General features: G+C 41.3%; 24 protein-coding genes and 1 pseudogene. 21 read left to right on the plus strand and 4 right to left on the minus strand.

The window, feature by feature from the left end:
* Nucleotides 1–9: 9 nt before the first annotated feature.
* From L1765_RS03340 to L1765_RS03390, 11 genes are all read left to right on the plus strand, one after another.
* On the plus strand, nucleotides 10–498 hold the full coding sequence (locus L1765_RS03340; protein WP_236404844.1) for an anti-sigma factor family protein: 489 nt from the start codon (nucleotides 10–12) through the stop codon (nucleotides 496–498).
* 25 nt (nucleotides 499–523) lie between these two features.
* Entirely contained in the window at nucleotides 524–1363 is an 840-nt protein-coding gene (locus L1765_RS03345) for a bactofilin family protein (RefSeq protein ID WP_236404845.1), read from the plus strand.
* Between the two features lie 29 nt (nucleotides 1364–1392).
* Nucleotides 1393–2016: a DedA family protein gene (locus L1765_RS03350; protein ID WP_236404854.1), complete on the plus strand. Its 624-nt coding sequence runs from the start codon at nucleotides 1393–1395 to the stop codon at nucleotides 2014–2016.
* Nucleotides 2017–2041: 25 nt separating this feature from the next.
* Nucleotides 2042–3307: a VTT domain-containing protein gene (locus tag L1765_RS03355; protein ID WP_236404856.1), complete on the plus strand. Its 1266-nt coding sequence runs from the start codon at nucleotides 2042–2044 to the stop codon at nucleotides 3305–3307.
* A gap of 25 nt (nucleotides 3308–3332) precedes the next feature.
* Nucleotides 3333–3902 (plus strand): YqaA family protein, encoded by a 570-nt coding sequence (locus L1765_RS03360; RefSeq protein ID WP_236404858.1) that lies wholly within the window; start codon nucleotides 3333–3335, stop codon nucleotides 3900–3902.
* A 16-nt stretch (nucleotides 3903–3918) separates the two neighbouring features.
* A complete protein-coding gene (locus tag L1765_RS03365) occupies nucleotides 3919–4578 on the plus strand; it encodes a phosphatase PAP2 family protein (RefSeq protein ID WP_236404861.1) in 660 nt (219 codons plus the stop codon).
* A 444-nt stretch (nucleotides 4579–5022) separates the two neighbouring features.
* Nucleotides 5023–5967, plus strand: a complete 945-nt coding sequence (locus L1765_RS03370) for a metal-dependent hydrolase (RefSeq protein ID WP_236404862.1) — start codon at nucleotides 5023–5025, stop codon at nucleotides 5965–5967.
* A 239-nt stretch (nucleotides 5968–6206) separates the two neighbouring features.
* Nucleotides 6207–7109 (plus strand): ubiquinol oxidase subunit II, encoded by a 903-nt coding sequence (locus L1765_RS03375; protein ID WP_236404864.1) that lies wholly within the window; start codon nucleotides 6207–6209, stop codon nucleotides 7107–7109.
* A gap of 18 nt (nucleotides 7110–7127) precedes the next feature.
* On the plus strand, nucleotides 7128–9104 hold the full coding sequence (locus L1765_RS03380) for a cbb3-type cytochrome c oxidase subunit I (protein WP_236404875.1): 1977 nt from the start codon (nucleotides 7128–7130) through the stop codon (nucleotides 9102–9104).
* Nucleotides 9101–9706 (plus strand): cytochrome o ubiquinol oxidase subunit III, encoded by a 606-nt coding sequence (gene cyoC, locus L1765_RS03385; protein ID WP_236404884.1) that lies wholly within the window; start codon nucleotides 9101–9103, stop codon nucleotides 9704–9706. The genes L1765_RS03380 and cyoC overlap by 4 nt, the downstream gene beginning before the upstream one ends.
* Nucleotide 9707: 1 nt before the next feature.
* Nucleotides 9708–10004: a cytochrome o ubiquinol oxidase subunit IV gene (locus L1765_RS03390; RefSeq protein WP_236404886.1), complete on the plus strand. Its 297-nt coding sequence runs from the start codon at nucleotides 9708–9710 to the stop codon at nucleotides 10002–10004.
* 22 nt (nucleotides 10005–10026) lie between these two features.
* On the opposite strand, the gene L1765_RS03395 is transcribed toward L1765_RS03390, so the two are convergent.
* Together L1765_RS03395 and L1765_RS03400 are read right to left on the minus strand one after the other, a co-directional pair.
* On the minus strand, nucleotides 10027–10959 hold the full coding sequence (locus tag L1765_RS03395) for a cation diffusion facilitator family transporter (RefSeq protein ID WP_236404888.1): 933 nt from the start codon (nucleotides 10957–10959) through the stop codon (nucleotides 10027–10029).
* Between the two features lie 81 nt (nucleotides 10960–11040).
* On the minus strand, nucleotides 11041–11385 hold the full coding sequence (locus L1765_RS03400) for a YnfA family protein (RefSeq protein ID WP_236405081.1): 345 nt from the start codon (nucleotides 11383–11385) through the stop codon (nucleotides 11041–11043).
* Nucleotides 11386–11471: 86 nt separating this feature from the next.
* Here L1765_RS03400 and L1765_RS03405 point away from each other — a divergent pair, with 86 nt between their 5' ends.
* Nucleotides 11472–11840: an ArsR/SmtB family transcription factor gene (locus L1765_RS03405; RefSeq protein WP_236404903.1), complete on the plus strand. Its 369-nt coding sequence runs from the start codon at nucleotides 11472–11474 to the stop codon at nucleotides 11838–11840.
* A 67-nt stretch (nucleotides 11841–11907) separates the two neighbouring features.
* Here the strand turns inward: L1765_RS03405 and L1765_RS03410 are convergent, their stop codons facing one another.
* Nucleotides 11908–12792: a LysR family transcriptional regulator gene (locus L1765_RS03410; protein WP_236404905.1), complete on the minus strand. Its 885-nt coding sequence runs from the start codon at nucleotides 12790–12792 to the stop codon at nucleotides 11908–11910.
* A 468-nt stretch (nucleotides 12793–13260) separates the two neighbouring features.
* Between L1765_RS03410 and selD the strand changes: the two genes are divergently transcribed.
* The 6 genes and pseudogenes from selD (at nucleotide 13261) to lgt (ending at nucleotide 19122) form a co-directional block, all read left to right on the plus strand.
* Entirely contained in the window at nucleotides 13261–14310 is a 1050-nt protein-coding gene (gene selD, locus L1765_RS03415) for a selenide, water dikinase SelD (RefSeq protein ID WP_268928670.1), read from the plus strand.
* A 197-nt stretch (nucleotides 14311–14507) separates the two neighbouring features.
* Nucleotides 14508–15797 carry an MFS transporter gene (locus L1765_RS03420; protein ID WP_236404909.1) on the plus strand — a complete coding sequence of 430 codons (1290 nt, stop codon included), beginning with the start codon at nucleotides 14508–14510 and terminating at the stop codon, nucleotides 15795–15797.
* Nucleotides 15798–16106: 309 nt separating this feature from the next.
* Nucleotides 16107–16301 carry a hypothetical protein gene (locus tag L1765_RS16165; RefSeq protein ID WP_236404911.1) on the plus strand — a complete coding sequence of 65 codons (195 nt, stop codon included), beginning with the start codon at nucleotides 16107–16109 and terminating at the stop codon, nucleotides 16299–16301.
* Between the two features lie 208 nt (nucleotides 16302–16509).
* Nucleotides 16510–17907: pseudogene (merA, locus tag L1765_RS03430) on the plus strand (mercury(II) reductase); the annotation flags it as partial.
* A gap of 69 nt (nucleotides 17908–17976) precedes the next feature.
* Complete coding sequence (locus L1765_RS03435; protein ID WP_236404913.1) at nucleotides 17977–18312, plus strand: ArsR/SmtB family transcription factor; 336 nt, start codon at nucleotides 17977–17979, stop codon at nucleotides 18310–18312.
* 36 nt (nucleotides 18313–18348) lie between these two features.
* Nucleotides 18349–19122 (plus strand): prolipoprotein diacylglyceryl transferase, encoded by a 774-nt coding sequence (gene lgt / locus L1765_RS03440; protein ID WP_236404921.1) that lies wholly within the window; start codon nucleotides 18349–18351, stop codon nucleotides 19120–19122.
* Between the two features lie 301 nt (nucleotides 19123–19423).
* Here lgt and L1765_RS03445 read toward each other — a convergent pair whose 3' ends face one another.
* Complete coding sequence (locus L1765_RS03445; protein WP_236404923.1) at nucleotides 19424–19612, minus strand: type II toxin-antitoxin system HicB family antitoxin; 189 nt, start codon at nucleotides 19610–19612, stop codon at nucleotides 19424–19426.
* A gap of 204 nt (nucleotides 19613–19816) precedes the next feature.
* Here L1765_RS03445 and L1765_RS03450 point away from each other — a divergent pair, with 204 nt between their 5' ends.
* The 3 genes from L1765_RS03450 to L1765_RS03460 all read left to right on the plus strand — a co-directional run bounded on the left by L1765_RS03450 (nucleotide 19817) and on the right by L1765_RS03460 (nucleotide 23961).
* Entirely contained in the window at nucleotides 19817–20761 is a 945-nt protein-coding gene (locus L1765_RS03450; protein WP_236404925.1) for a C40 family peptidase, read from the plus strand.
* 167 nt (nucleotides 20762–20928) lie between these two features.
* A complete protein-coding gene (locus L1765_RS03455) occupies nucleotides 20929–22044 on the plus strand; it encodes an aminopeptidase (RefSeq protein WP_236404927.1) in 1116 nt (371 codons plus the stop codon).
* A gap of 183 nt (nucleotides 22045–22227) precedes the next feature.
* Nucleotides 22228–23961: a methyl-accepting chemotaxis protein gene (locus L1765_RS03460; RefSeq protein ID WP_236404929.1), complete on the plus strand. Its 1734-nt coding sequence runs from the start codon at nucleotides 22228–22230 to the stop codon at nucleotides 23959–23961.
* The last annotated feature ends 195 nt before the right edge of the window (nucleotides 23962–24156 follow it).

The raw sequence follows: 24156 nt of genomic DNA on the forward strand, positions 1-24156 counted from the left end.
TGAAAAATAATGGAACATGTCAAAGAGCTGATTTCCGCTTATATCGATCATGAATTATCTGATTCGGAACGCCTGTTGGTTGAAAATCACTTAACCACTTGCAAAGAATGCCAAAGTTTGGCAAAAGAATTGTCTCTAATGAGTCAACAGATTACAAACTACTATCAATCGGTAGATGTTCCCGATGATTTTGAACAAAAGGTCTTCGCTGATCTGAACGGTTTAGCATCAGATCAAATATCAGACAACAAGACATTAAAGTGGATTGCCATTTTTGCTTCCGTATTGCTATTGGTCGTTTTTTTGGCTTCATTTTCCCCTATAGTGCTTATGATCGTTGGACTGGCATCATCCTTCTTCACAATTATGTATAGTTTGATACGGATTATCCCGCTGATAATTACCCAGATTCCATACTTAACAGGAGGAAGTATGATGCTTGCCTTTTTCGTAATGTTGCTTTCGGTTTGGTCACTCCGTCACTTATTAGTCAGATAAGCATTGGAATAGGAGGTTTTTAGGGGTGGAAAATATAACAAAAAAATGGATATCTTTTTTTGCAGTCATGATTTTCCTCCTAGTGTTGACTGTACCTGCCTTTGCAGAAGGAGCAAACCGTTTTGAAAGGCAGGACACCGTTATCCCTAAGGAACAAATTGCAGATAATGTGGTTGTCATAGGTGGAAATGCAACGATCTATGGTTCCGTTCGCGATGCTGTCATTGTGATTGATGGGAATTTGAGCATTAAAGACTCTGCTCGGATCATGGGTTTGGTTTTGGTTGTTGGTGGGAAAATTGTACAGGAACCAGGAGCTCAAGTGACGGATAACGTATTAAATATCACATTTAATGATACAGTTGTGAATAGCTTGCTTATTGGAGGAGCCCTTCTCATTGGAGTTTGGCTTCTGAGGATTGCCTTCAGTTTCATCTTGGTTATTCTGCCGTTGCTGACGATGCTCATCATGAAGGATAAGTTAACCCCATTTGAAGGGATGGTTCGCCAATCACCATTAAGATTGGTGGTTGTTGGTATGATAACCAGTTTATTATTGATTTCCCTTGGAATATTACTATCGATCACGATCATTGGTTTACCATTTGTTTTGATTCTGATGGTAATTTCATTTTTGTTTTTCATGATAGGATTGGCCGTTGTCAGCCAGATCATCAGCAATCAATTACCGGGAAGTGCCGATTGGCCTAAATGGCTTCAAGTCGGTTTTGGAGCCGTTGTCATCACTTCGGGCATTAATATTCCATTAATTGGGGGATTATTTCTTTTAAGTCTGATTTGGCTTTCCTTGGGAATCATGACTTTATGGATTTGGGAGAAGAGAAAGAGTCGCAGGAAAAGGTAATTTCCTTATGAATAAAAGGAGGCGGAAAATTGCTTCAGAATTTAATCCTCCAATTTGTTTCGGATTACGGATATTTAGGGATTTTTGCTTTGCTCGCCTTTGGAGTGATAGGTCTGCCGATACCAGATGAATTATTGATGACATTTGCAGGTTTTCTGGTTTCCCAAGGGAAACTGAATTATTCCCTTACGGTATTGACAGCCTTTTTAGGAAGCATTTCCGGTATGTCATTCAGTTTTTTTATCGGTTATCGTTTTGGACTTCCCCTTTTAACGAAATATGGGCAAAAAATTCGTATCACAGCAGAAAGATTGGATAAAACAAAGCATTGGGTTCAGCGTTTCGGGAAATTCACGGTTACAATCGGTTATTTTATTCCTGGGATGAGATATTTTACCGCCTATTTAGCAGGAATTGGAAAATGGCACTACCACACTTTTCTTTTCTATTCATTTGTAGGCGGGCTTTTCTGGGTTTTTACATTTGTCACTGTTGGCATGAAATTAGGAGAACATTGGTTTGTTATTTTAACAGTGCTGCATAAATATATGTGGATCATCATTTTCATCCTCTTGCTTGGATCTGTTTCTTGGTTATGTGGAAAGAATCGAAATAAAGGCAAGAGCAACAATAAGAATAAACAGATGTTCTGACAGTCAATGAATAGGAGGATTTAATTTGGAGTTTATTACCACATGGGTTGATCAATACGGGTATTATGTATTATTTTTTGCCCTAATGTTAGAATTGATCGCTTTACCGCTTCCTGGAGAAGTCCTCATGAGTTATACTGGCTTTTTAGTGTTTCAAGGAAAATTAAATTGGATGGAAAGTGTGTTAATGGCGGGGATGGGAAGCATCATTGGCATGACGATTTCCTATTGGATTGGTTATAAATTGGGAGCCCCGTTTTTTTACAAATACGGACCCCGCTTTCATATGGGGCCGGATCGATTTGATAAAACATCCAGATGGTTTGGTAAATACGGAAACAAGCTGCTGATTGTGGCCTACTTTATTCCGGGGATCAGGCACATTACCGGCTATTTTTCAGGGACCACACGGATTTCCTACCCTAGATATGCACTTTATGCCTATCTTGGTGCATTTATCTGGGTAAGCACTTTTATTTCATTAGGCAAAATATTGGGTCCCCAATGGGAACAGTTCCACAGTTCAGTGAAAAAGTACTTGATCATCGGAAGCATAATTGTCGGGATCATTTTGACCATATACTATCTCTATCGAAATTATAAGAAACAAATAAATGACGCTTTATTCACTGCATTGAACAGAGCAATTCAAATTTTTCACTCTCTTGGACGGGTTAGAGTATTGATTACGGGAGTAGGGGTTATTTTTTTGATCTTTTTCATCCTGATGATCGGATTAATCCAGGACTATCTGAGCAATGAATTTGAACTGTTTGACAAAATTGTGATGCTGTTGGTTCAATTAATCTTTCAACAGGAATGGTCTCCATGGATGAAGTTATTTGGTGCTTTATCCTCTATAAAAGTGCTGCTTCCCATAATTTTTATTACCTGGGTTTGGATTTTGATCAAAGGGAGAGACAAAATCCTTGAAACATTGTTTTTACTAATCGCAATTGTCGGAGGAGAAATTTTGGAAGAAGGTCTGAGATTGATTTTTCACAATACTTTTCCCAGTGAGCAGTCTCTCATCTCAATTGTCGTCTATGGTTTTGCAGGATTTCTGATTGTTCGCCATGTGGAGAAAATTTGGATACGGACCATCATGTTTTCAACTGTTTTCATGATTCCAATACTTATTGGATTAAACCTTCTGTTTTTTCAAGTTCAGAATCCCAGTGATATTGTCGCAGGATATGTGTTTGGCGGGGTTTGGCTGACGCTAAATATGGTGCTGTTAGAGGTTTTTCGCTTATTGCGAGGCCTTCAAACAAAAGAATCGGTTGATTGAATAAAAATCTAAAGGGGAAATGGTAATGTTAAGTGAATGGGCAACTTTTTTTCTGTCATGGGGGGGATTAGGACTGGCCATCATTTCTTTTGCAGAAGCCTCATTTTTCCCAATACCCCCGGATTTGCTGCTGATTCCTTTAGCGATTGCTGCTCCAGAAAAAGCAATCTGGTATGGGTTTATCACTACCCTGTTTTCCTCACTAGGAGCAATTTTAGGATATTATTTGGGGACTCACTTTGGGAGGCCGCTTCTTTCTCGCTTTGCCAAACCGACAACCATCTCCAGGGTAGAGAAGATGTTTCGCCAATATGGGGCCTTGGCTGTTGCCATCGCCGGCTTTACACCAATTCCGTACAAAGTGTTTACCATCGCCGGAGGTATATTTCGAGTTTCTCCTTTTTCTTTGCTCATTGGTTCGGTCGCTGGGAGAGGATTGCGATTTTTCGGGGAAGCCATTATCATTTTAATTTTAGGTTCAAAAGCCGAATCCTTTATTAACCGGTATGCGGGTGTTGGGACAATTATTATCGCTGTCGCATTGATTTTGTTATATATATTCATAAGAAGAAAATCTATTGGATGGAGATTATGAAGGGAGGAATGAAGGGGTGAGTGATAGGCTGGGAAAGTTAAGCTCTCATTTGACCTGGGGAATCTTTGTCGGCGTTCTTTGGCTTCTTTTGTTTGCAAAATTGGTTGAAGATTTGTTATTTCAAGAGTTGAGGCAATTTGACAGCCTTGTGACAAGTGTTGTACAGAATTTTACAAGTCCAATAATGACAAAGATAGCGATAATAATCACCAATGTAGGTTCTGCCTGGACGGAAATCAGTCTGTTTTTGATTGTGGGGGGTTATTTATTTTTTCGCCGGAAATTCGTTAGGGAAATTGTTATTTTATTCAGCAGCTTGGCAGGAGGATGGCTGCTGAATGAGGCGTTGAAAGCCATTTTCCATCGGGCACGTCCGGACATTCAACATTTGGTTGAAGTGGGAGGATATAGTTTTCCCAGCGGGCATGCCATGGTTTCCATGACTTTTTATGGAATGCTGGGTTACTTGTTTTGGTTTCATCTCCGCAGAAAAAACAGACCTTCATGGTATGTTGCTGTATTAACATCCTTGCTTATCTTCTTTATTGGTATAAGCAGAATTTATCTTGGCGTTCATTTCCCCAGCGATGTGATTGCCGGTTTTTCAGCAGGCGGCGTATGGTTAACGGCTAATATCATTGGATTTCACAAGATTTCAAGCCTCAGGCAAGGATAGCATAAGAATTAGGAGAAGAGATTAAGAAGGAATTTGTATGGATGGGTCTAAGAATTTATTACAGACATAATTCTTAGTTTCGTTTCTATAGATCTGGAATTAAAGATTTACACGTCCGCTAGTCGAGTTCGTCAGGAAGTAATTCAGGTCCGCTTCAAGTCTAAAGAACGGAGCCCTCAAAAACATCTGGGTATTTCAAAGGTGGAGTCAGTTTGAGGGCTAATTCCCGTTCTTTAGCCCCTTCGCTTAGAACGAACTCGAAGGCTGTCCGTATAAATTCTTTAATTCCGTCTATATGAGTAACTTTGGGAGAGAATGAGGGACAACACCCCTTATCATCGGGTTGATTGAGGGAATTTCCGACAGCCTGGTTAGCTTGTTGAAATTGGCTGCCGGTTAAACGATTTTCATCTTTTTAAGAAGGATGTAAAATGAGGGTAAACGATGGAGAGCGATCGTGGGGTGGAACTTGTGGATAATCTAACTCATGGGCTGCTTGGTTATACCGTATTTGCTGCGGCCAAAAAGGATAAATGGACAGAGGAAACAAAAAAGGCAATTTTCTGGGGAAGCATTTTGGGGGCAGAGGCTCCGGACATCGATGTCATCTCAGGATGGTTCGGGGATATTCCCAGTCTGCTGTGGCACCGCAGCTGGACCCATTCCATTCTCGGTTCATTTGTCATGGCTGGTTTGGTGATGGGACTTGTTCTTATATTTAATCGAAGGGCTGACAAGAAAACCTTGTATCTTTACTCATGGGCGGGTGTGCTGACACACATCATCAGCGATGCCCTTACTTCCTGGGGAACCCAGCTGCTTCTTCCCTTTTCCGACTTAAGAATATCTCTAAACGCATGGTTTATTATCGATTTGTTCATCTTGGTTTTATTGTTAAGCGGACTTTTCCTGAAAAAATTTTGGAATCGGGAAAGGGTATTTCGTTTCATTGGCACGGTGCTAACCGGATATATGGTTTTGCAGCTTCTTCTTTCATCCTATGCTTCTATGATTGCAAAGGAAGTCCATCCAAATGCAAAAGATATTGCCGTCATGCCGAACTGGCTTTTCGGCACCTATAAGGAAGTTGTGAACACCGGGGATCAGGTGGATGTTTATCTTTTTTCCTTATGGAACAAGAAGGAGATTTTACAAAGCTCCCTTGCTTCCCAGGATAACGAAGCGGTTCAAAAGGCTTTAACCACTGAGAGTGCTCAGGCTATTCTTACTTTTGCCAAAAACCGTTATTTCGTTACACAGGTAGAGGAAGACGATGACATATATGTCATTACCATCTTTGATCCCCGCTTCTTTGGCAGGGGAGAATACTTTGTCAAGGCGACGGTTAAGATGGACAAGGAGCTGAATGTGATTGAGGAATCGTTATAAATAATTGAAGGAAAAGACCTGATGAGGGACTTCATGTTTCCCATGTCGGGTCTTTTTTTTCTTCACTGGTTTTTGACAAAATCGACAGTTTCATGACAAAAGTTTGCATTTCACAAATTTAAGATAAAAATGATTTACAATAAGTAACGTAATTAATGTAATAACTATTTTTATATAATAAATAATTCAATGAATTCCATAATCTATAGGTGGCATTTATGAAAGAGAGGAGAGAGATAATGAAGTTAGGAAAGTTGTTGCATCAATCAAAAGTACTTTTTTTGGCAGCAACATCCTTGGTCTTATTAGCAGGATGCGGGAGATCTCAATATGTGGTACTGGATCCTGCAGGGCCGGTTGCCCAAAAACAGTATGATCTGATCATTCTTTCAGTGATTCTTTTAGCGGTTTTCATTATTCCCGTCTTAATTTTTTTCGCCTATGTTGTTTTTCGTTATCGCGACAAACCGGGAAATAGGGCTATGTTTAAGCCGGAATGGGATGATAATAAAACTCTTGAAGTGATCTGGTGGAGCATCCCGATACTTGTCATTGGTATTTTGAGTTTTTTCACCGTCCGGGATACCTTTGCCCTTTCTGAGCCTCCTTCAAAAGAGGGTAAACCCATGACAATACAGGTAACATCACTGGATTGGAAGTGGCTGTTTTTGTATCCCGAACAGGGTATTGCGACTGTGAACTACGTTAAGATTCCCACGAACACAGCCGTAAATTTTGAACTAACCACAGATGCTCCCATCAACTCGTTTTGGGTTCCTCAATTAGGGGGTCAGAAATATACGCTGCCCGGAAAAGTACTGAACCTTTGGCTGCAAGCTGATAAAGAAGGTTCATATTACGGAACGGCTAATAACTTCTCCGGTGAAGGATTTACGGAAATGAAATTTCAAGTGATCGCTGAACCAAAACAAAGGTTCGACAAATGGATAGAACAGATCAAGGAGACTTCGCCTGAGTTAACCCTGAAGGATTATGCCGTACTTCGCAAGCCAGGTCTTGTTGAAAAGCAACAGTATTCATCCTTTCCACCTAATCTGTTCAACGATATCCTCGATAAAAACGGCGGCCAATATTATAAAAGCATTCAAACGAAAGAACAGACAAGCATCCGACAGAACTGACGAGAGGAGGAATGAAGTATGTTTGAAAATATAAAGAAATTTGCATCTGAGTTTTTTGTGACTGGAAACAGCTTAATTTATGCCGCTGACGTTTCGATTGTGCTGACAAGCTTGGTCATCGTGTTTGTCCTTACTTATTATAAAAAATGGGGCTGGTTATGGCGTGAGTGGTTGACGACAGTTGATCACAAAAAAATCGGAATCATGTATTTGATTTCAGCTTTGCTGATGTTATTCCGCGGTGGTGTTGACGCGCTATTGATGAGGACGCAGTTGGCATTCCCCAATATGGAACTTCTGAATTCGGAACATTACAATCAGATTTTTACGACCCATGGCACGATTATGATTCTCTTCATGGCGATGCCGCTTATGTTCGCTTTGTTTAACTTGGTTGTTCCGCTTCAAATTGGAGCAAGGGATGTTGCTTATCCGTTTTTAAATGCTGTCAGCTTCTGGCTTTTCTTTTTTGGGGCCATGCTTTTCAACTTATCCTTTGTAATCGGGGGTTCTCCTGATGCAGGATGGCTTAGTTATCCACCGTTATCTGAAAATAATTTCAGCCCCGGACCAGGACAAAATTTTTATATTTGGGGAATTCAGATCTCAGGAATCGGGAGTCTTGCAACCGGCATTAATTTCTTTGTTACCATATTGAAAATGCGGGCGCCAGGAATGTCATTGATGAAGATGCCATTATTTTCCTGGTCTGTCCTTTCCAGTTGTATTATTATTCTCTTTGCTTTTCCTATTTTAACGGTTACGCTTGGCTTGCTATTTGTCGATCGATTCTTTGGTGCCCATTTCTTCACACTCGATGGTGGAGGGAATCCCATGTACTATATCAATCTGATCTGGATGTGGGGCCATCCTGAAGTTTATCTTGTCGTGCTTCCTGCTTTCGGCGTCTTTTCCGAGGTTGTAAGCACCTTCACCAAAAAGAGAATTTTCGGGTATAAGTCGATGGTTTTTGCTTTGGTCAGTATCAGCATACTTTCATTCTTTACATGGGTCCACCACTTTTTTACGATGGCGGGAACTACGGCTGATGCCTTCTTTGCTGTGACAACAATGGCAGTGGCAATACCGACAGGGGTTAAGGTCTTCAATTGGCTGTTTACGATGTTCAGGGGTCGTATTCAGATGAAGACACCGATGTTATGGACGATTGCTTTTATTCCAACTTTTTTAGTCGGAGGGGCAACAGGAGTCATGCTGGCAGTTGCTCCTGCTGATTTTCAATACCATAACAATTATTTTCTGATTGCCCATTTCCATCAGGTGTTAATTGGTGGAGTTGTTTTTGGATTTTTCGCCGGAATTTATTATTGGTGGCCAAAAGTATTCGGTTTTACGTTGAATGAGCATTTGGGTAAATGGGCTTTTTGGCTCTGGAATATTGGCTTTTACACGACGTTTATGCCGCAATATGCCCTAGGATTTATGGGTATGCCACGCCGTTCGTATACTTATGGATGGGATATGGGCTGGTGGCCGTTAAACTTTGTTTCCACCGTTGGCGCTTTTCTGATGGGAGCCGGGTTTATTTTTCAAGTGTGGCAAATTCTTTACAGTATAAAACATCGTGACAATCTCAGGGATTTGACTGGAGACCCCTGGGATGGACGCACTCTAGAGTGGTCAATTCCATCGCCTGCTCCCGTTTACAATTTTGCCGTTATTCCTAGGGTTGAAGTACGAGATGATTGGTGGTACAAAAAGCAAAAAGGAGTCCATAAAAAAATCGGGGCCAAAGCAAGAAACTACAAATCGATCCATATGCCAAAGGATTCAGGTATACCGTTTATCATGGGATTATTTTGGTTTGTAGCAGGGTTTGGGTTTACTTTTGAATGGGTATGGGTTGGCGTGAGCGGTTTGATTGGAGTGGCTGTCTCTATGCTGGCAAGATATTTTCAACAACATACAGATTATTACATTTCAGCAGAACAAGTGGAAGCAACGGAAGCATTGATCGGAGGTGCAAAGGGATGACAACTGCTGTAACTCATCATGCCCATGGAGAAGATCACGGTCATGACGAGAGCTCGTTAAAAATCTTTGGATTTTGGATTTTTATGATTACTGATTTAATCCTATTCGCCACATTGTTTGCCACATTTGTTGTGTTAAGAGTCCGGTATAACGGTGGCCCAACAGGTGAAGAGCTTTTTTCCGTACCTATTTTTACTGCAGAGACACTTATCCTGTTAACGAGCAGTTTTACAAGTGGCTTGGCGGTGTTGGGATTGAGAAACGGAAAAATCAAAAGTGTGGTGGTCTGGTTACTCATCACAGTGCTTTTAGGCGTGGCGTTTATCGGTTTGGAGATCACCGAATTTGTCAGCTTGGTTCATGAAGGAGCGACCATTTCGACAAGTGCATTTCTTTCTGCCTTTTATGTATTAGTGGGTACACACGGACTCCACGTTTCGGTGGGGATCATATGGATGATTGGGGCCACGATACAACTCATCCGTAATGGGATCAATGAGATGACAACCCGCAAGGTGAATGTTGTAAGTTTATACTGGCATTTTCTCGATGTGGTGTGGATCTTTATCTATACGGTCGTTTATTTGATGGGGGTGATGTGAAATGGTGTCGAATCAGCAACACCACGATTCATCGGCGAAAACCTACATCTTGGGATATACTTATTCGCTTATTTTAACAATCGTCCCATTAATTCTCGTGCTTAATGATTTGATAGAAAAAGTATATGTTATTGTATTTATCCTCATTGCCGCTTGTTTGCAGTTTCTTGTTCAGATTTATTATTTTATGCATGTAAGAGAAACGAAAAACCGCGGATATATTTTATTGACATTGGCTGTAGGCATTGTCATGGTCATTACAGTAGTAGGGGGTTCAGCCTGGGTCATGTCCTTTTAATAAGCCCCTCAACCAATTTTTTTTATATGTCGGGTTCATGTATCTTTAAATCCTCTGTTTCCAGCTGCAGAGTAACATGATCAATTCCATAGGCATCATGGATCAATTTTTTGCTGGCCAGAAGAATTTGTTGCGGATCGGCATCCGGATCAATGACAATATGACAGCTGAGAGATTCCATACCGGAAGTAATGGTCCAAAGGTGCAGATCATGGATACTGACAACCCCTTTGATGGTATGAAGCTTATCGTTTAGTTCATTGACATCAATATGCTTGGGAGAACCTTCAATTAAAATATGAACAGATTCTTTGGTTACCCGCCATCCGCTGAACAGTATTAAAGTGGCTACAATGATGCTGATGACCGGATCGGCGATGTACCAGTCGAAAAACATGATGAGCAATCCTGCCGCAATTGCTCCGATGGAACCCAGCATATCCCCTAGAACATGGAGAAATGCACTTCTCATATTGAGGTTTTCAGCTGTATTTCCCCTAGTCAAAACCCAAGCAGCGGCAATATTAGCCAGCAGTCCGATAAAAGCAATCAATAACATGGTGTTCCCCTGGACTTCCGGAGGCGATATGATACGTTGGTATGCTTCAAAGTATATGTAGACGGCAATAACAGCCAAGGTTACCCCATTGATAAACGCAGCAAGAATTTCGAAACGGTAAAATCCATAGGTCCGCTGAGGGGTAGGCGGTTTTGTTGTAAAGCGAATGGCAATCAGGCTGAGTGCCAAGGAGAAGGCATCGCTGAACATGTGTCCGGCATCTGACAGTAGGGCCAAGCTGTTTGAGAGAATTCCCCCGATAATCTCAGCGATCATAAAACTGATGGTAATCAATAAGGCAATGGTTAACAGTTTCTTATTGGTTGTACGAACATGGGCATGATCATGGTTGTGACCGTGATCATGCCCATGATGATGGCTATGGCCCAATCCCATAACATTCACCTTCCTAAAATATAAATATGAATATTTGTTCATGTATTAATTATATAGGAATCTCAATGAATAAACAAATTTCTATGTTCTGGGTCCCCACAACATCACAGACACCCCAATGGGACTAATCAATGCACCTAACCCATCATAGAAATCGGGAATTTTCTTATCAATTGCCCATCCCCAAAAAACAGCGAGTATGATAAATACTCCTCCGTAAGCGGCATATACTCTCCCAAAGTAAGGAAAGTCTTGCAAAGTAGGAATAATACCATACAGTACAAGAATTAGGCTGCCCATGATCCCATAACAAAAGGATACGCCTTCTCTTAGCCAAAGCCAAATGAGATAACCTCCGCCGATTTCGACCAAACCCGCCAGAATAAATAAAAAAAATTCCCTTGAGCATTCGCACTCCCCTTCTATTACGATGGGGAATCAATAATATCTGTCCAAGTTTTGATATAATGATGTTTAAAAGTGAAACATCAAACAAAAGGAGGGTGGTTAACGTGACGAAGGAACTGGAAGAAATATGTGCTGACCAATGTGGCGGTACGGTCAAGGAGGTTATTGCTGGTATTAAGAAAACAATGATAGATGAAGAGACTGCAGCAGGGATTGCCGATATTTTTAAAGCTCTGGGAGACCCTACACGAGTCAAAATTATATATGCTCTTCTGCAGAAGGAATTATGTGTCCATGATATCACAGTGATTCTTGATATGGGCCAATCTGCCATTTCTCATCAATTAAGGTATCTCCGCAATCTGCGGATCGTAAAAAGACGAAAAGAGGGAAAAACGGTGTTTTATTCTTTAGATGATCTCCATATAGAGCTGATTTTTAAGGAGACTCTTCAGCATGTTAAACATCAATAAGTGAACTCGAAATAAAAAGATCGCCTATCATTTTTGTCAAGAAGGAAAATGAGAAAAGCGGTCTTTTTTAGTATGAATTTTTCTTCAAAAAGGATGTAAATGCGAGCACTGCGGGAGACGGATAAGTGCCCTTATGATGTGCGATCCAAAACTGTCTTGTTGCTTTTAGATCATTTCCGTCTATGATTTGAAGCACTCCCAGTGTTACTTCTAATTCTACCGTTCTTTTTGGCAGAAAACTGATTCCCGATCCTGAGATTACTGCTTGTTTTATGGCTTCGGTTGAATTCAGTTCAACGGCAGAAGGTAATTTTAATCCGAATTTTTTGAAATGTTCTTCTATCGTCCTCCTTGTATTGGATCCCTCGCTGCGAATGATGAACTTTTCTTGCAGCAGATCCTTAAGGGAGATATTTTCTTTTGAAACAAGCGGATGATTTTTAGGAGCGACCAGAACAAGCTCATCCAGTAAAAAGGGCTCTATAAAAAGAGAAGATGTAGGGGTAGCCCCAGCAAAAATGGCCACGTCTAATATGTTTTTTTCAATCCCGTTTTGAATTTCCTCACTTGACTTAATTTCTAATGTGATTTCGATTCCAGGATACCGTTCAATAAACTTCATTACAATGGGAGCAATAAAGTAATTGCCGATGGTGGTGCTGGTTCCCACGTGTAGAGACCCTGATTCAAGGTTTCTCATGCTTTCCATGGCAGACTTTGTTCTATTTACAAGAGACAAGATTTGTTCACTCATCTGGTAAAGGGTTTTGCCGGGATCGGTCAGCACCACGCTGCGGCCTGCCCGGTGAAACAACTTTAATCCCAGGGACTGTTCCAATGCCTCGATTTGCCGGGAGACGGCGGGCTGGCTGATGGAGAGTTCTTCAGCAGCACGGGTGAAATTCATATGCTTGGCTACATGATAGAAGGTATTCAATTGATAAAAGTCCATTGAATTCACATCCTTGAAGTTACAGCTCCATAAAGGAAACTTTCTTCAGATGGAGTTTTATACTCCATCTGAAGTCTAGTTGAACTTATCCAGGGGCTTAGCGCCACTTCTTTCCCAAATATATGGATGAATGGAACTAATGAATTTACTAAGGACGCTTTCGAGTTCGTGCTTAGCGGAGGGCTAGGGAACGGGAATTAGCCCTCAAACTGACTCCATCCCTCAAACTGACTCCATCATCGAAATACCCAGATGTTTTTGAGGGCTCCGTTCTTTAGTCCCGGAGCGGACTTTAACTACTTCTCGCCGAACTCGACTCGCGAACGTGAAAATTCATTAGTTCCATCGGAGTCTTAGTGGCGATTAGCTATCGGGCAAAAAAACCGAATGGATAGTGTTTGAGTGATACAATTATATTATAATGCTATCAAGAGACACATGTACAGTTCAGGAAGGGGATACTCACACATGGAACAAATCCCACAGATCCGTTTAACCTCATTTTCGCCAGGCGCAGGCTGAGCGAGTAAAATCGGGCCCTCCGATTTGGCGCAAGTTTTGCGCTCTATGCCTGATCATCAAGATGAAACCATTCTCATTGGGAGAGGGGATGATGCAGCCATTATACGAATGGGAGATAGGAAATCGATCGTGCAAACCATTGATTACATCAGTCCTGTTGTAAATGATCCCTATGGGTTTGGGCAGGTAGCTGCCGCCAACGCATTAAGCGATATCTACGCTATGGGAGGAACACCTGCCTTTGTCTTGAATATCATTGGGTTTCCAGTCAATACGCTTCCTTTAAGCATAATGGAGGAGATTCTTCGCGGCGGTATGGATAAATTATTGGAGGTGGGAGTTCCCATAGTCGGCGGACATTCTTATGAAGACCATGCCCCCAAATATGGAATGGCTGTTACGGGGTACCTGGATAGGGAACATTATGTGACAAAGTCAGGAGCAAAAACGGGTGATGTATTGATTTTAACCAAACCCATTGGGATCGGAGTTATCACAACTGGTATCGATCTGCAGTTGACTACGCCCCAATTGGAGGAAGGGGTTCTAAGGATAATGACAACCTTGAATAATGGTGCATCTGAAGCCATGATGAAGGTTGGGGTAAATGCGTGTACCGATGTGACGGGATTTGGACTTTTGGGACATCTCTATGAGATCGTCAATTCAAGTATGGTATCCGCAGAAATCAGATTATCCCAGGTACCTGTCATCCCGGAGGCATGGGAGCTGGCTGAGAAACAAGCCATTTCAAACGGGACTCGAAACAACCAGCGCATACTTCGGGAAAAAGTAGAGTGGGATCAAGATATTCCGGATTCCACAAGATGGCTCCTCTATGATGCCCAAACATCCGGCGGGCTGTTGATCGCCGTTTCGCCGGAGAAAAAAGACCTCCTGATTGAGGAATTGCGAAAAGCCAACTGTATTGCGATTTCAGAAATTGGCCAGATCATAAATCGCGATGACGATCATCCGATTCGTGTAAAAAAATAAAAGAAGTGAATGGTAGAGGCAGCTGACAGGCTGCTTTTTTCTTATTAAACAATCAATCGATAATCAAAATGCATTAAAACCATTTATATTATGCATTTTACGGATACAAAAAACGATGAGATAATAGAAAAAAACGAAATAGAAGAAATATGGAAATATGAAAGGAAGGACAGGAGTCAGGGAAGGAGGAGGGCGGCATGAATAAATTATTTCGGTTCCATTACGGTTTTATTATCGCAGGGTTCTCATTAATCCTGTTGATTATTACATCAGGGATGATTCTGAGTATTGGTATTTTTGTTAAACCGATCTCCCAGGAATTTTTGTGGGATCGTTCCGTCTTTTCCTCCATCATCGCCGGTTTTATGATTGTCCAGGGTCTTTTTTCTCCTTTCTTGGGAAATTTAATCACGAAAGTGGGACCTAAAAAGGTGATTAGTATTGGGGTCCTCCTTCAAGGTCTCGTGTATATCAGCTTATCATTTCTGCAAAATCTGACACAATTTTTCTTATTGTATACACTGATCATGGCTGTTGCTTATGGCACAACGGCACTTGTTACGATTTCCGTTCTTATCTCCATTTGGTTTGAAAAAAGAAAAGGACTAATCATGGGTATTACCATGGCTGGACTGCCGTTGGGTCCCCAATTACTTACTCCAGTCATTACCTATTGGTTGATCCAGCTGGGATGGAGAAATACCTTTCTGATATTGGGAATGATTTTGCTCGGAATCCTTCTCCCATTAGGGCTTGTTTTTCTGAAAAACAAGCCCCAGGATATGGGGTTGTTACCTTACGGGAAAGAAGAAGGCTGTGAAACAGAGGAATCAAAAGGGTTGAGTCATCATGAGGGAAAACCGGTTTCCTATTTAGCCGTATTTCGAAATAAGGAGTATTACAAATTATCATTTTCTTACTTTGCCTGCGGCTACACATTAAGTTTTTTCAGTACCCATTTCTTCAGTTATGGGACCGATATCGGATTGGATCCTTTGGTTGCCGCTTTTGCTTTTGGTTTGACCGGCAGTGCTGCGGCGATAGGAACACCCTTGGCAGGGGGCCTGTCTGACAGGTGGGGGGGTAAAACCATGTTATCGATTGTATATTTGTTGAGGGCCATCTCATTCATTATGATTGGACTTGCAAGTGATAATTGGTATATCTATCTGGGAGCTGTGATATATGGTCTTTCCTGGACAGCGACGGGGCCCCTTACATCCATGTTAGCTGGAGAAATATGGGGGACATTTTCCTTAGGAAAGGTTTTTGGCAGTATATTTCTGGTCCATCAAATCGGAGCCGCTTTGGGAGCCTGGCTGGGCGGAGTCATTTATGATTACACGGGAAGTTATTTCTTTGGTTTTATTCTTTCGGCCATCGTATTAATCATGGGAGCCGTTTTAAGCCTATCTGTGAAAGCACAGAAAGGGATAAAACCGCATCTGGCGATCACACCTTCTGCAGGTACAGCAGATTTGTCCTAACATTAAAAAATATAATATGTCAAGGCTGTTGAGGTTTCCCAACAGCCTGTTTAATGTTTTCATTCAAAAACGCAGGGGTCTGGCTGCATTGTCGACATTGGCACGTGCTGTACATCGCAGCTAAACTACAGGTGGAGAAATACACTTCACCTGACGTAAGTTTTCTGATTATCTTACCAGCCTATAGAACGGATGGTGTACAGGATAAAGAATAAAGAAATGGCTGTCGAAATCCAAAGCAACTTGTTTCCCTTCTTCTTTCCGCGCCAGTGAAGGAAATGAGAAACCCCTAAAAGGACAAGGGTTAAGATGATAAAAATCCTGCGATACGGGGCAAAGGCTACGGTTAATACACTGCTTAAACCGCCCAGACCGAGCGGTACCAGAATCGCTGCCCCAATTCAGCAAATGGCGGAAACAAAAGAAGAAACCATGGAACTGATATTTGCCAATTTTTCTTTCATGGATGCCACTTCCCTTCAAAATATTATCATAATAAATTAAGATATTTAAATATATAAAAATGTTATCAAAAATAAACTCAGAGAGTCAAGCATTTATAATTCAAAAATTAAAGGAATGAAAAATTTGACAAGGACGCATTCGTTAAGTTAACATATCAATATATTAAGAAACGTTAATATAATGATCATCGAAATCGAGATCAATAAAAACTTCATTTATGAAAAGGTTAGGTGATATCATGATGGCTGAGCAGCAGTATGATTTACTAATTATCGGCTCTGGCGGAGCTGCATTTTCAGCAGCGATAAAAGCGGTGGATTATGGTGCCCGGGTGGCAATGATTGAGCGTGGGACAATCGGAGGGACCTGTGTAAATATTGGATGTGTACCGTCAAAAACTATGCTTCGTGCAGGAGAAATCAATCATCTTGCGGCCAAAAATCCGTTCTCTGGTTTGCAGACGAGTGCCGGTCAAGTGGACCTGGCTTGTTTGGTGAAAGAAAAGAACGCTCTTGTTGATGATTTGCGCTACAAAAAGTATGAATCATTGATTGATGAATATGGAATTGATCTCATTCGGGGTGAAGCCCGTTTTGTTGATGAGAAGACGATTGAAGTCAACGGACAACGGATTACAGCCCAATCCTTTCTGATTGCCACGGGTGCTTCACCTTTGATACCTGATATTCCAGGGCTTGAGGATGTTGATTACCTGACGAGCACCAGTCTTCTGCAACTGAAAGAAGTGCCGAAACGGCTTGCTGTGATCGGTTCCGGATATATTGCCCTTGAGCTTGGGCAGTTATTCCATCACTTGGGGGCAGAGGTAATCTTGATCCAACGAAGTCAACGGGTATTAAAAGAGTATGATCCGGAAATTTCAGATACCGTGACGCGATTTATCACCGAGCAAGGAATTGAACTTGTGACCGGAGTAACTTACGAACGAGTGGAGCAGATTGATGGCGTCAAGAGAGTACACGTTAAGGTGAATGGTGAAAGGCGTATAGTTGAAGCAGACCAGCTGCTTGTGGCTGCAGGTCGCCGACCGAATACGGATGCTTTAAATCTGGAAGCCGCTGGAGTAAAGCAAGGCAGACGGGGTGAAGTACTAATAGGAGATGATCTCAGAACCAACAATCCGCGGATTTATGCTGCCGGTGATGTGACGATGGGACCACAATTTGTTTATGTAGCAGCCTATGAAGGCGGAATTGCCGCTGATAATGCCATTAGAGGTTTAAACCGGAAGGTTGATTTAAGTGCTGTACCAGGGGTTACCTTCACCAATCCGGGAATTGCGACCGTTGGATTAACTGAGGAACAGGCAAGAGAAAAAGGATACCAAGTGAAGACATCGGTATTGCCCCTTGAAGCTGTACCACGTGCCATCGTAAATCGTGAAACCACCGGAGTATTCAAACTGGTAGCTGATGCCGAGAGTCTTAAAATATTAGGGATTCATATTGTTGCCGAAAATGCTGGGGATGTGATTTATGCAGGAGTGCTTGCGGTTAAATTTGGTTTGACTGTTGAAGATTTAGGGGAAAGTCTTGCCCCATACTTAACGATGTCAGAAGGGCTTAAATTGGCTGTCTTAACCTTTGATAAGGATGTGGACAAACTTTCCTGCTGTGCAGGATAAGAAGAGTTTTTTCATCATTAATTGGTATAAAATATTAAAAGTAAAGATAAAATTAAAGGAATGAGTGATGTGAATCAGAAGAAAAAAATGCAGGATGAAATTAGTGCAGAATTATATGCCAAATTCTTTCATGGGCTTTCCAATCCTACCCGATTAAAAATTGTTCAGTCTTTACTGGGAAAAGAAAAAAATGTGAGTGAACTTGTACAAGAACTGGGTATTAAACAATCTCAGATTTCCAACCAATTAGCTTGTTTAAAATGGTGCGGCTATGTTGATGCCCGCCAGGAAGGAAAATATGTATATTACCAGATTAAAGACGAAAGAATTAGGGAAATTCTCAGGCTTGCCACTGAAGTCGTGGGTGACAATGCCGCTCATATCAGTGAATGCACCAGAATGTAAACAATATAAATATTAATAACAAAAATGAGGTGTTTTATGTTTCCAGGACCGGTCCTTTTTAAAATTGGGCCGCTGCCCATTCATACCCTTGGTGTAATGATTGCCCTTGCAGCTCTTGTCGGGATGTGGATGATCACCAGAACAGCCAAAAAAGAAGGGATCAATCCCGATTATATGGTTGATTTAACGGTTTATGCCATGATTGGGGGAATTATAGGAGCAAGATTGTGGTATGTCGTGTTCATGTGGCAGAACTATGTGGACAATCCCATTGAAATTTTCATGGTATGGATGGGCGGATTAGCCATTCAGGGCGGAATCCTTGGCGGAGCAATAGCCGGAATTTGGTATGCCAGAAAGAGGGATTTGCCGGTTTGGCATGTGTCAGACATCGTTGCCCCGGCCTTGATCCTTGGAATGGCCATTGGCCGGATTGGGGATTTTCTGACCGGAGATGCTTATGGAATTCCCAGCAGCTCCATATTTGCTGTGACCTATCCCCCCGGAACTTTGGCTTACAGTATATACGGAGATGTGTCTATCTTGCCGATGCCCTTGTTTGAAGCGATAGGTGACGTGATCATCATGGGAATTCTTCTCTGGGTGAAAAAGAGGAAACCTTTTGAAGGGTTTCTGTTCCTCGCCATGCTGGCTCTCTATTCCTTATCCCGTTTCACCATGGAGTTTTGGCGGGGAGACAGCTTGCGCACCATCTTTGATCTGAAAGTGGCCCAATTGACAGCTATTGCCACGATCTTGATTGCGATAGGCTTTATGATTTACCGGATGAGACAGGAGAAAAAAGTTTAACTTAGTCCGAAAACATGGTAATCATAAGGTAACTATTTTCCATTGGAGGATTAATAACTCAGTGAAGTCTTCTTTTCATTGGTAACATTGGCGGTTTTACGAAAAAAACCTTGACAATCCATGTCAAGGTTTTTTTAATTCACAAATTCTTTTGTCCTTTAGCAAAACATTATTTCTTTGAAATAAAAAGTTGATTAAGTTCTGTATTTCCATCTTCTATGATTTTAATAAATCTTCAAATTCCTGTACCGTCATTTCAGCATCTTTAATAATCTTAAGTGTTAATCCGATCCCCAATTCTTTATGATTGGGCACCCAATTCGTCTTGATCAAGTTCTTCCAAACAAAGTTCGATTGCTTCTTTTATATTATCCATTGCTTCTTTCAAAGTCTTACCTTGCGTATAACAGCCTTTCAAAACAGGGCACGTTACTATGAAATAACCTGATTCATCCTGCTCAATAAGAACAGGTAATGTTTTTGTAGCCATAGGAATCACCTCATAACTATTATACGACATATAGAATATAGTTAACACTTCCTTTTTGATTTCTTCAAATCTTAGATGCCCAATCTGTCATCAAATTTAATAGTAAAATTTGGATTAATTTATATCAATTGGATTGTGCTACAGTTAAGATGCAATGATCGAAAGAGAAAAACAAGTACCGAAAGTGTAAAGGAGATGACAAAGATGAAGAAAAAAATGGCAACCAGTTTACTGGCAGCATCCCTTTTATTAACTCCTCTTTTTTCCAATGCCGGACAAGCAGTCACTGAAGGTCAGTCCATTGCTGACAGAGCGAAACAATATGTAGGGGTTTCTTATTCCGATTCCGATGGGTTTATTTATCAGGTCTTAAATAAAGAAGGAATCACCATACCCAGTTATATAAAGGGCCAAGTATCAGCAGGAAAAACCGTTTCCCTCGCTGATTTGCGACCAGGGGATGTGCTGTTCTACAAGGCAGGAAATCTGGAAGGCAACATGGCAGGCATATATATTGGGAGTAATAAGATCGTTGCGGCAACAAAATACTTCGGGAAAATCAGTGTCATTGACATGAATCTGGATTATCTGCAAAAGCAATTTTATACCGCAAAACGATACACCGATCAGGGAAATTTAACTGACCCAACAGCAAATCAGCCAACATCATCCCCCAAAAAAGAAACATCCGTAAAGCCAAATGAAAGCAAGATTAGACAGAATATCATTGCTGCAGGGAAAAAATATCTGGGTACCCCTTATGAGTTCGGATCGGACCGTTCCAATGCAAGAACATTGGATAGTTCAGAGTTTGTCAGGTGGGCCTATTTGGATGGAACAGGAATTAAACTGCCTTCCAATGGAAGAACCATAGCCAACTATATCAAACAAAATGGTAAGGTGATTCGTTCCATTGATGACCTTCAACCGGGAGATATCATGTTTATGATGTCCTATAAAGGATGGAAGGCCTCCGATTATGCAGGAATTGATGTTTCTAAACAAACTATTACCCATTCAGGAATTTATATGGGTGACGGGAAAATTATTCACACTTACTCACCTGAATCGGGAGGAGTCCGCATTGATACCATTAAGGGCAAGCATTGGGAGTACCGTTTTATTTTCGGGGGAAGTATCTTCAAATAAGCAACAGGAAATTTGCAGCTTGTTCTTTTCTCTGTTAAAAAAGGGAACTTATAGAGACTTGTAAAGCACGTCCTTAACGGACGTGCTTTTTCAAGTTTTTTTTGATATCATCAGAAATTGAGATCGATTTACATCATATCAACCATATAAGAAAGAGAGGGAATTCCATGCGAGATCCAAGAATTACACAATTAGCCAAGAATTTAATCGGCTACTCTATACGACTAAAAAAAGGAGAAAAAGTACTTATCGAAATGTTTGGGAATGCCACGGAACTGACCAAGGCATTGGTGGAAGAGGTCTATCATGCCGGGGGACTGCCGTTTGTCACATTAAGGAACCCTTCTATCGATCGGGCAATCTTGATGGGTGCAAAAGAGGAGCAGCTTCGCTTCATGGCTGATTTTGATGGCAACGTGATGAGAAATATGGACGCATACATCGGCATCAGAGCAGGGGAAAACATCAATGCCACTTCAGATGTTCCAGATGAGCAGAGATCCAATTATATGAAAATTTACGGGGAAGCGGTTCATGGTGAAATCCGGGTACCGAAAACCAGGTGGGTGGTGTTGCGATATCCCAATGATTCCATGGCCCAGTTGGCCAATATGAGTACTGAAGCATTTGAAGATTTTTACTTTCAAGTGTGCAACCTGGATTACAGCAAAATGTCAAAAGCCATGGACAGCTTGGTTCAATTAATGGAGAATACCGATGAAGTACATATTGTGGGAAGGGATACCGACTTGAAGTTTTCCATCAAAGGAATTCCTGCTATCAAATGTGCCGGAGAATTTAATATTCCAGACGGCGAGGTGTTTACCGCGCCTGTGAGAAATTCTGTGAATGGAAAAATTACCTATAACACCCCGACTCCCTATCAGGGATTTACCTTTGAGCAGGTAAGTCTGACATTTAAAGACGGCAAGATCATTGAAGCCAAAGCCAACGATACGGAGAGAATCAACAAGATTCTCGATACCGATGAAGGAGCTAGATTTATTGGAGAATTCGCCATTGGAGTAAATCCCTATATAAAAACTCCAATGAAGGATATTCTGTTCGATGAAAAAATTGATGGAAGTTTTCACTTTACTCCCGGCAGGGCTTATAAAGAAGCAAACAACGGAAACAAATCAGCGATTCATTGGGATATGGTATGCATTCAACGTCCCGAATACGGAGGGGGAGAGATCTACTTTGACGGGCGCCTAATCCGGAAGGATGGGAGATTTGTGATTCCGGAACTGGAAGCATTAAATCCCGAAAACTTGATATAGATCATTTGGAGTATAAGTAATGATGTCTTTAAAAATGAGCCCGGGTTGCCGAAGATTTTCGGAAATCACCGGGCTGCTTAATTTTAAAAAAATTCATAAAATATTTTCTTTGAAGGTCTCTTTCAATCGCATAGAATGGTAGAATAGAGGGGATTATATAGGGAGTAACGGGGGGAATTTGCAGTGGCGAAGCGGTTTATGATTGTCATCACGATCATTTTAATTGTATTATTTTCGGCATTGATCAGTCTGTTATATGTAAAAAGCATGGCCGATACAAAAGAGAATTTAAAACAACAAGCAGAAGCGTTGGCTTTACAAATTTCATCTGATGAAGGAACCTTTATATCCATACATACCAATAAAGCAAGAATGAACGAATTAAGCAAATCATCGGATCAAACCAGTCAGTCCGACCAATCCAATCAGCTTAAAGTCGGTCAAACAACATTTCCGGAAATGCTGCGGGATCCGAATAATCAACCGGATGAATTTGATCTGGAAGCGCTGAATTCCTTTAAGAAATTTTTGGAAAACGGAGATCAACCCCCTTATTCCAGGCTGGTGGAGCAAGACGGGGAAAAAGTATTGCGTTATGTCCAACCCCTTTATATGAAGCAATCCTGTACCACCTGTCATGGAGGTGTAAAAGGAGAGAAGGACCCCTTTGGATTTGATAAAGAAGGGCTTAAGGTGAACCAATTAAGGGGAGCAATTACCGTTAGTATTCCGGCAGATAAAGTGATTGATGAGGTAAAAAGCAATACAATTACCCTGATCATCGGTGTTGTTCTCATTATCTTTCTTTTAATCATCTCCATCTACTTCACCATTAAACGAACCATTGTGAACCCTATTCAATTCATTGTTCAACGTTTCCAAAGGATTGCCGAAGGAAATCTGTTGGATGACGATTTTAAGATTAAGAATAATGATGAGATTGGAGATTTAGTTACGGCATCCGATGAGATGAAAGGGAAATTACGAGATCTTATTTTTCGTGTTCAGGAGCATTCAGAACTCGTTTCTGCTTCTTCACAGGAGCTGATGGCAGGCGCTGAAAATACCAGCAGTGCTTCAAAAGAAATTGCCATTTCATTGGATGAGATGGCAAAGGGAGCAGAAAATCAAGCACAGAAAACAGATGCTGTTTCAGCCAAGATTGAGCATATTTCTGCCAACTTTCAACAGGTGGCTGCCAATACTTCCCATGTGAAAGAATTAAGTTCCAGAACTGAGAAAGATGCAGAGAAAGGTAAAGGATCCATTGAAGATACGATCAAACAAATTCATGTGGTGAAGCAAACGGTTGAAAAGCTCTCAGAGGTGGTCAAACAATTTTCTGAGCGATCAAAGGCTATTGATAAAATCGTACAAGCGATATCCGGCATATCAGAACAGACGAATTTATTAGCCCTTAACGCAGCGATTGAAGCCTCCCGGGCCGGAGAACACGGGAAAGGTTTTGCTGTAGTTGCCAATGAAGTGAGAAAATTGGCAGAAGAATCATCCAAGTCAGCTAAGGAAATTACTGATATATTAAGTGAGATTCAAAAAGATACCGACCAAGTGGTTAAACAAATGGAATTGGGACTGGCAGAAGTGGATAAAGGTGAACAAATTGCCTCCATTGGAGGGCAATCCTTTGAAAGTATTCTTGCATCCATTAAAACAGTGGTTCGGGAAATACATGAAGTTGCCCAAAGTACGGAACTCATTGCAGCAGATACGGATGAGATTTTTAATGCTGTTGATGAAATGAGAAGATTGGGTCAGCAATTTGCTGCCCATTCCGAAGAAGCAGCATCAAAAGTAGAGCAGCAGGACCGGGCAATGGATGAAATTGCCCAGGCGTCCAGGCAGCTTGCTCAATTATCTGAGCAGTTGCAGGAAGCTGTTCAGAACTTTAAAGTATAATTTATGGATGTGGAATTAAAGCTTCACACGTCCGCTAGTCGAGTTCGCCAAGAAGTGATCCATGTCCGCTTCAAGTCTAAAGAACGGGGACCTCAAAAACATCTGGGTATTTCAATGGTGGAGTCAGTTTGAGGGCTAATTCCCGTTCTTTAGCCTCAACGCTAAAGCACGAACTCGAAGGCAGTCCTTAGTGAA

The organism is Microaerobacter geothermalis, assembly GCF_021608135.1.
Lineage (GTDB): Bacteria > Bacillota > Bacilli > DSM-22679 > DSM-22679 > Microaerobacter > Microaerobacter geothermalis.

Bases quoted from the DNA above. Each gene is read 5' to 3' on its own strand.
- L1765_RS16165 (WP_236404911.1), top strand. From the start codon at position 16,107: ATGATAAAAATCCTGCGATACGGGGCAAAGGCTACGGTTAATACACTG.
- L1765_RS03445 (WP_236404923.1), bottom strand. From the start codon at position 19,612: ATGGCTACAAAAACATTACCTGTTCTTATTGAGCAGGATGAATCAGGT.
- L1765_RS03410 (WP_236404905.1), bottom strand. From the start codon at position 12,792: ATGGACTTTTATCAATTGAATACCTTCTATCATGTAGCCAAGCATATG.
- L1765_RS03375 (WP_236404864.1), top strand. From the start codon at position 6,207: ATGAAGTTAGGAAAGTTGTTGCATCAATCAAAAGTACTTTTTTTGGCA.
- L1765_RS03360 (WP_236404858.1), top strand. From the start codon at position 3,333: ATGTTAAGTGAATGGGCAACTTTTTTTCTGTCATGGGGGGGATTAGGA.
- cyoC (WP_236404884.1), top strand. From the start codon at position 9,101: ATGACAACTGCTGTAACTCATCATGCCCATGGAGAAGATCACGGTCAT.
- L1765_RS03420 (WP_236404909.1), top strand. From the start codon at position 14,508: ATGAATAAATTATTTCGGTTCCATTACGGTTTTATTATCGCAGGGTTC.
- L1765_RS03395 (WP_236404888.1), bottom strand. From the start codon at position 10,959: ATGGGATTGGGCCATAGCCATCATCATGGGCATGATCACGGTCACAAC.
- lgt (WP_236404921.1), top strand. From the start codon at position 18,349: ATGTTTCCAGGACCGGTCCTTTTTAAAATTGGGCCGCTGCCCATTCAT.
- L1765_RS03450 (WP_236404925.1), top strand. From the start codon at position 19,817: ATGAAGAAAAAAATGGCAACCAGTTTACTGGCAGCATCCCTTTTATTA.
- L1765_RS03340 (WP_236404844.1), top strand. From the start codon at position 10: ATGGAACATGTCAAAGAGCTGATTTCCGCTTATATCGATCATGAATTA.
- L1765_RS03390 (WP_236404886.1), top strand. From the start codon at position 9,708: ATGGTGTCGAATCAGCAACACCACGATTCATCGGCGAAAACCTACATC.
- L1765_RS03455 (WP_236404927.1), top strand. From the start codon at position 20,929: ATGCGAGATCCAAGAATTACACAATTAGCCAAGAATTTAATCGGCTAC.
- L1765_RS03380 (WP_236404875.1), top strand. From the start codon at position 7,128: ATGTTTGAAAATATAAAGAAATTTGCATCTGAGTTTTTTGTGACTGGA.
- L1765_RS03370 (WP_236404862.1), top strand. From the start codon at position 5,023: ATGGAGAGCGATCGTGGGGTGGAACTTGTGGATAATCTAACTCATGGG.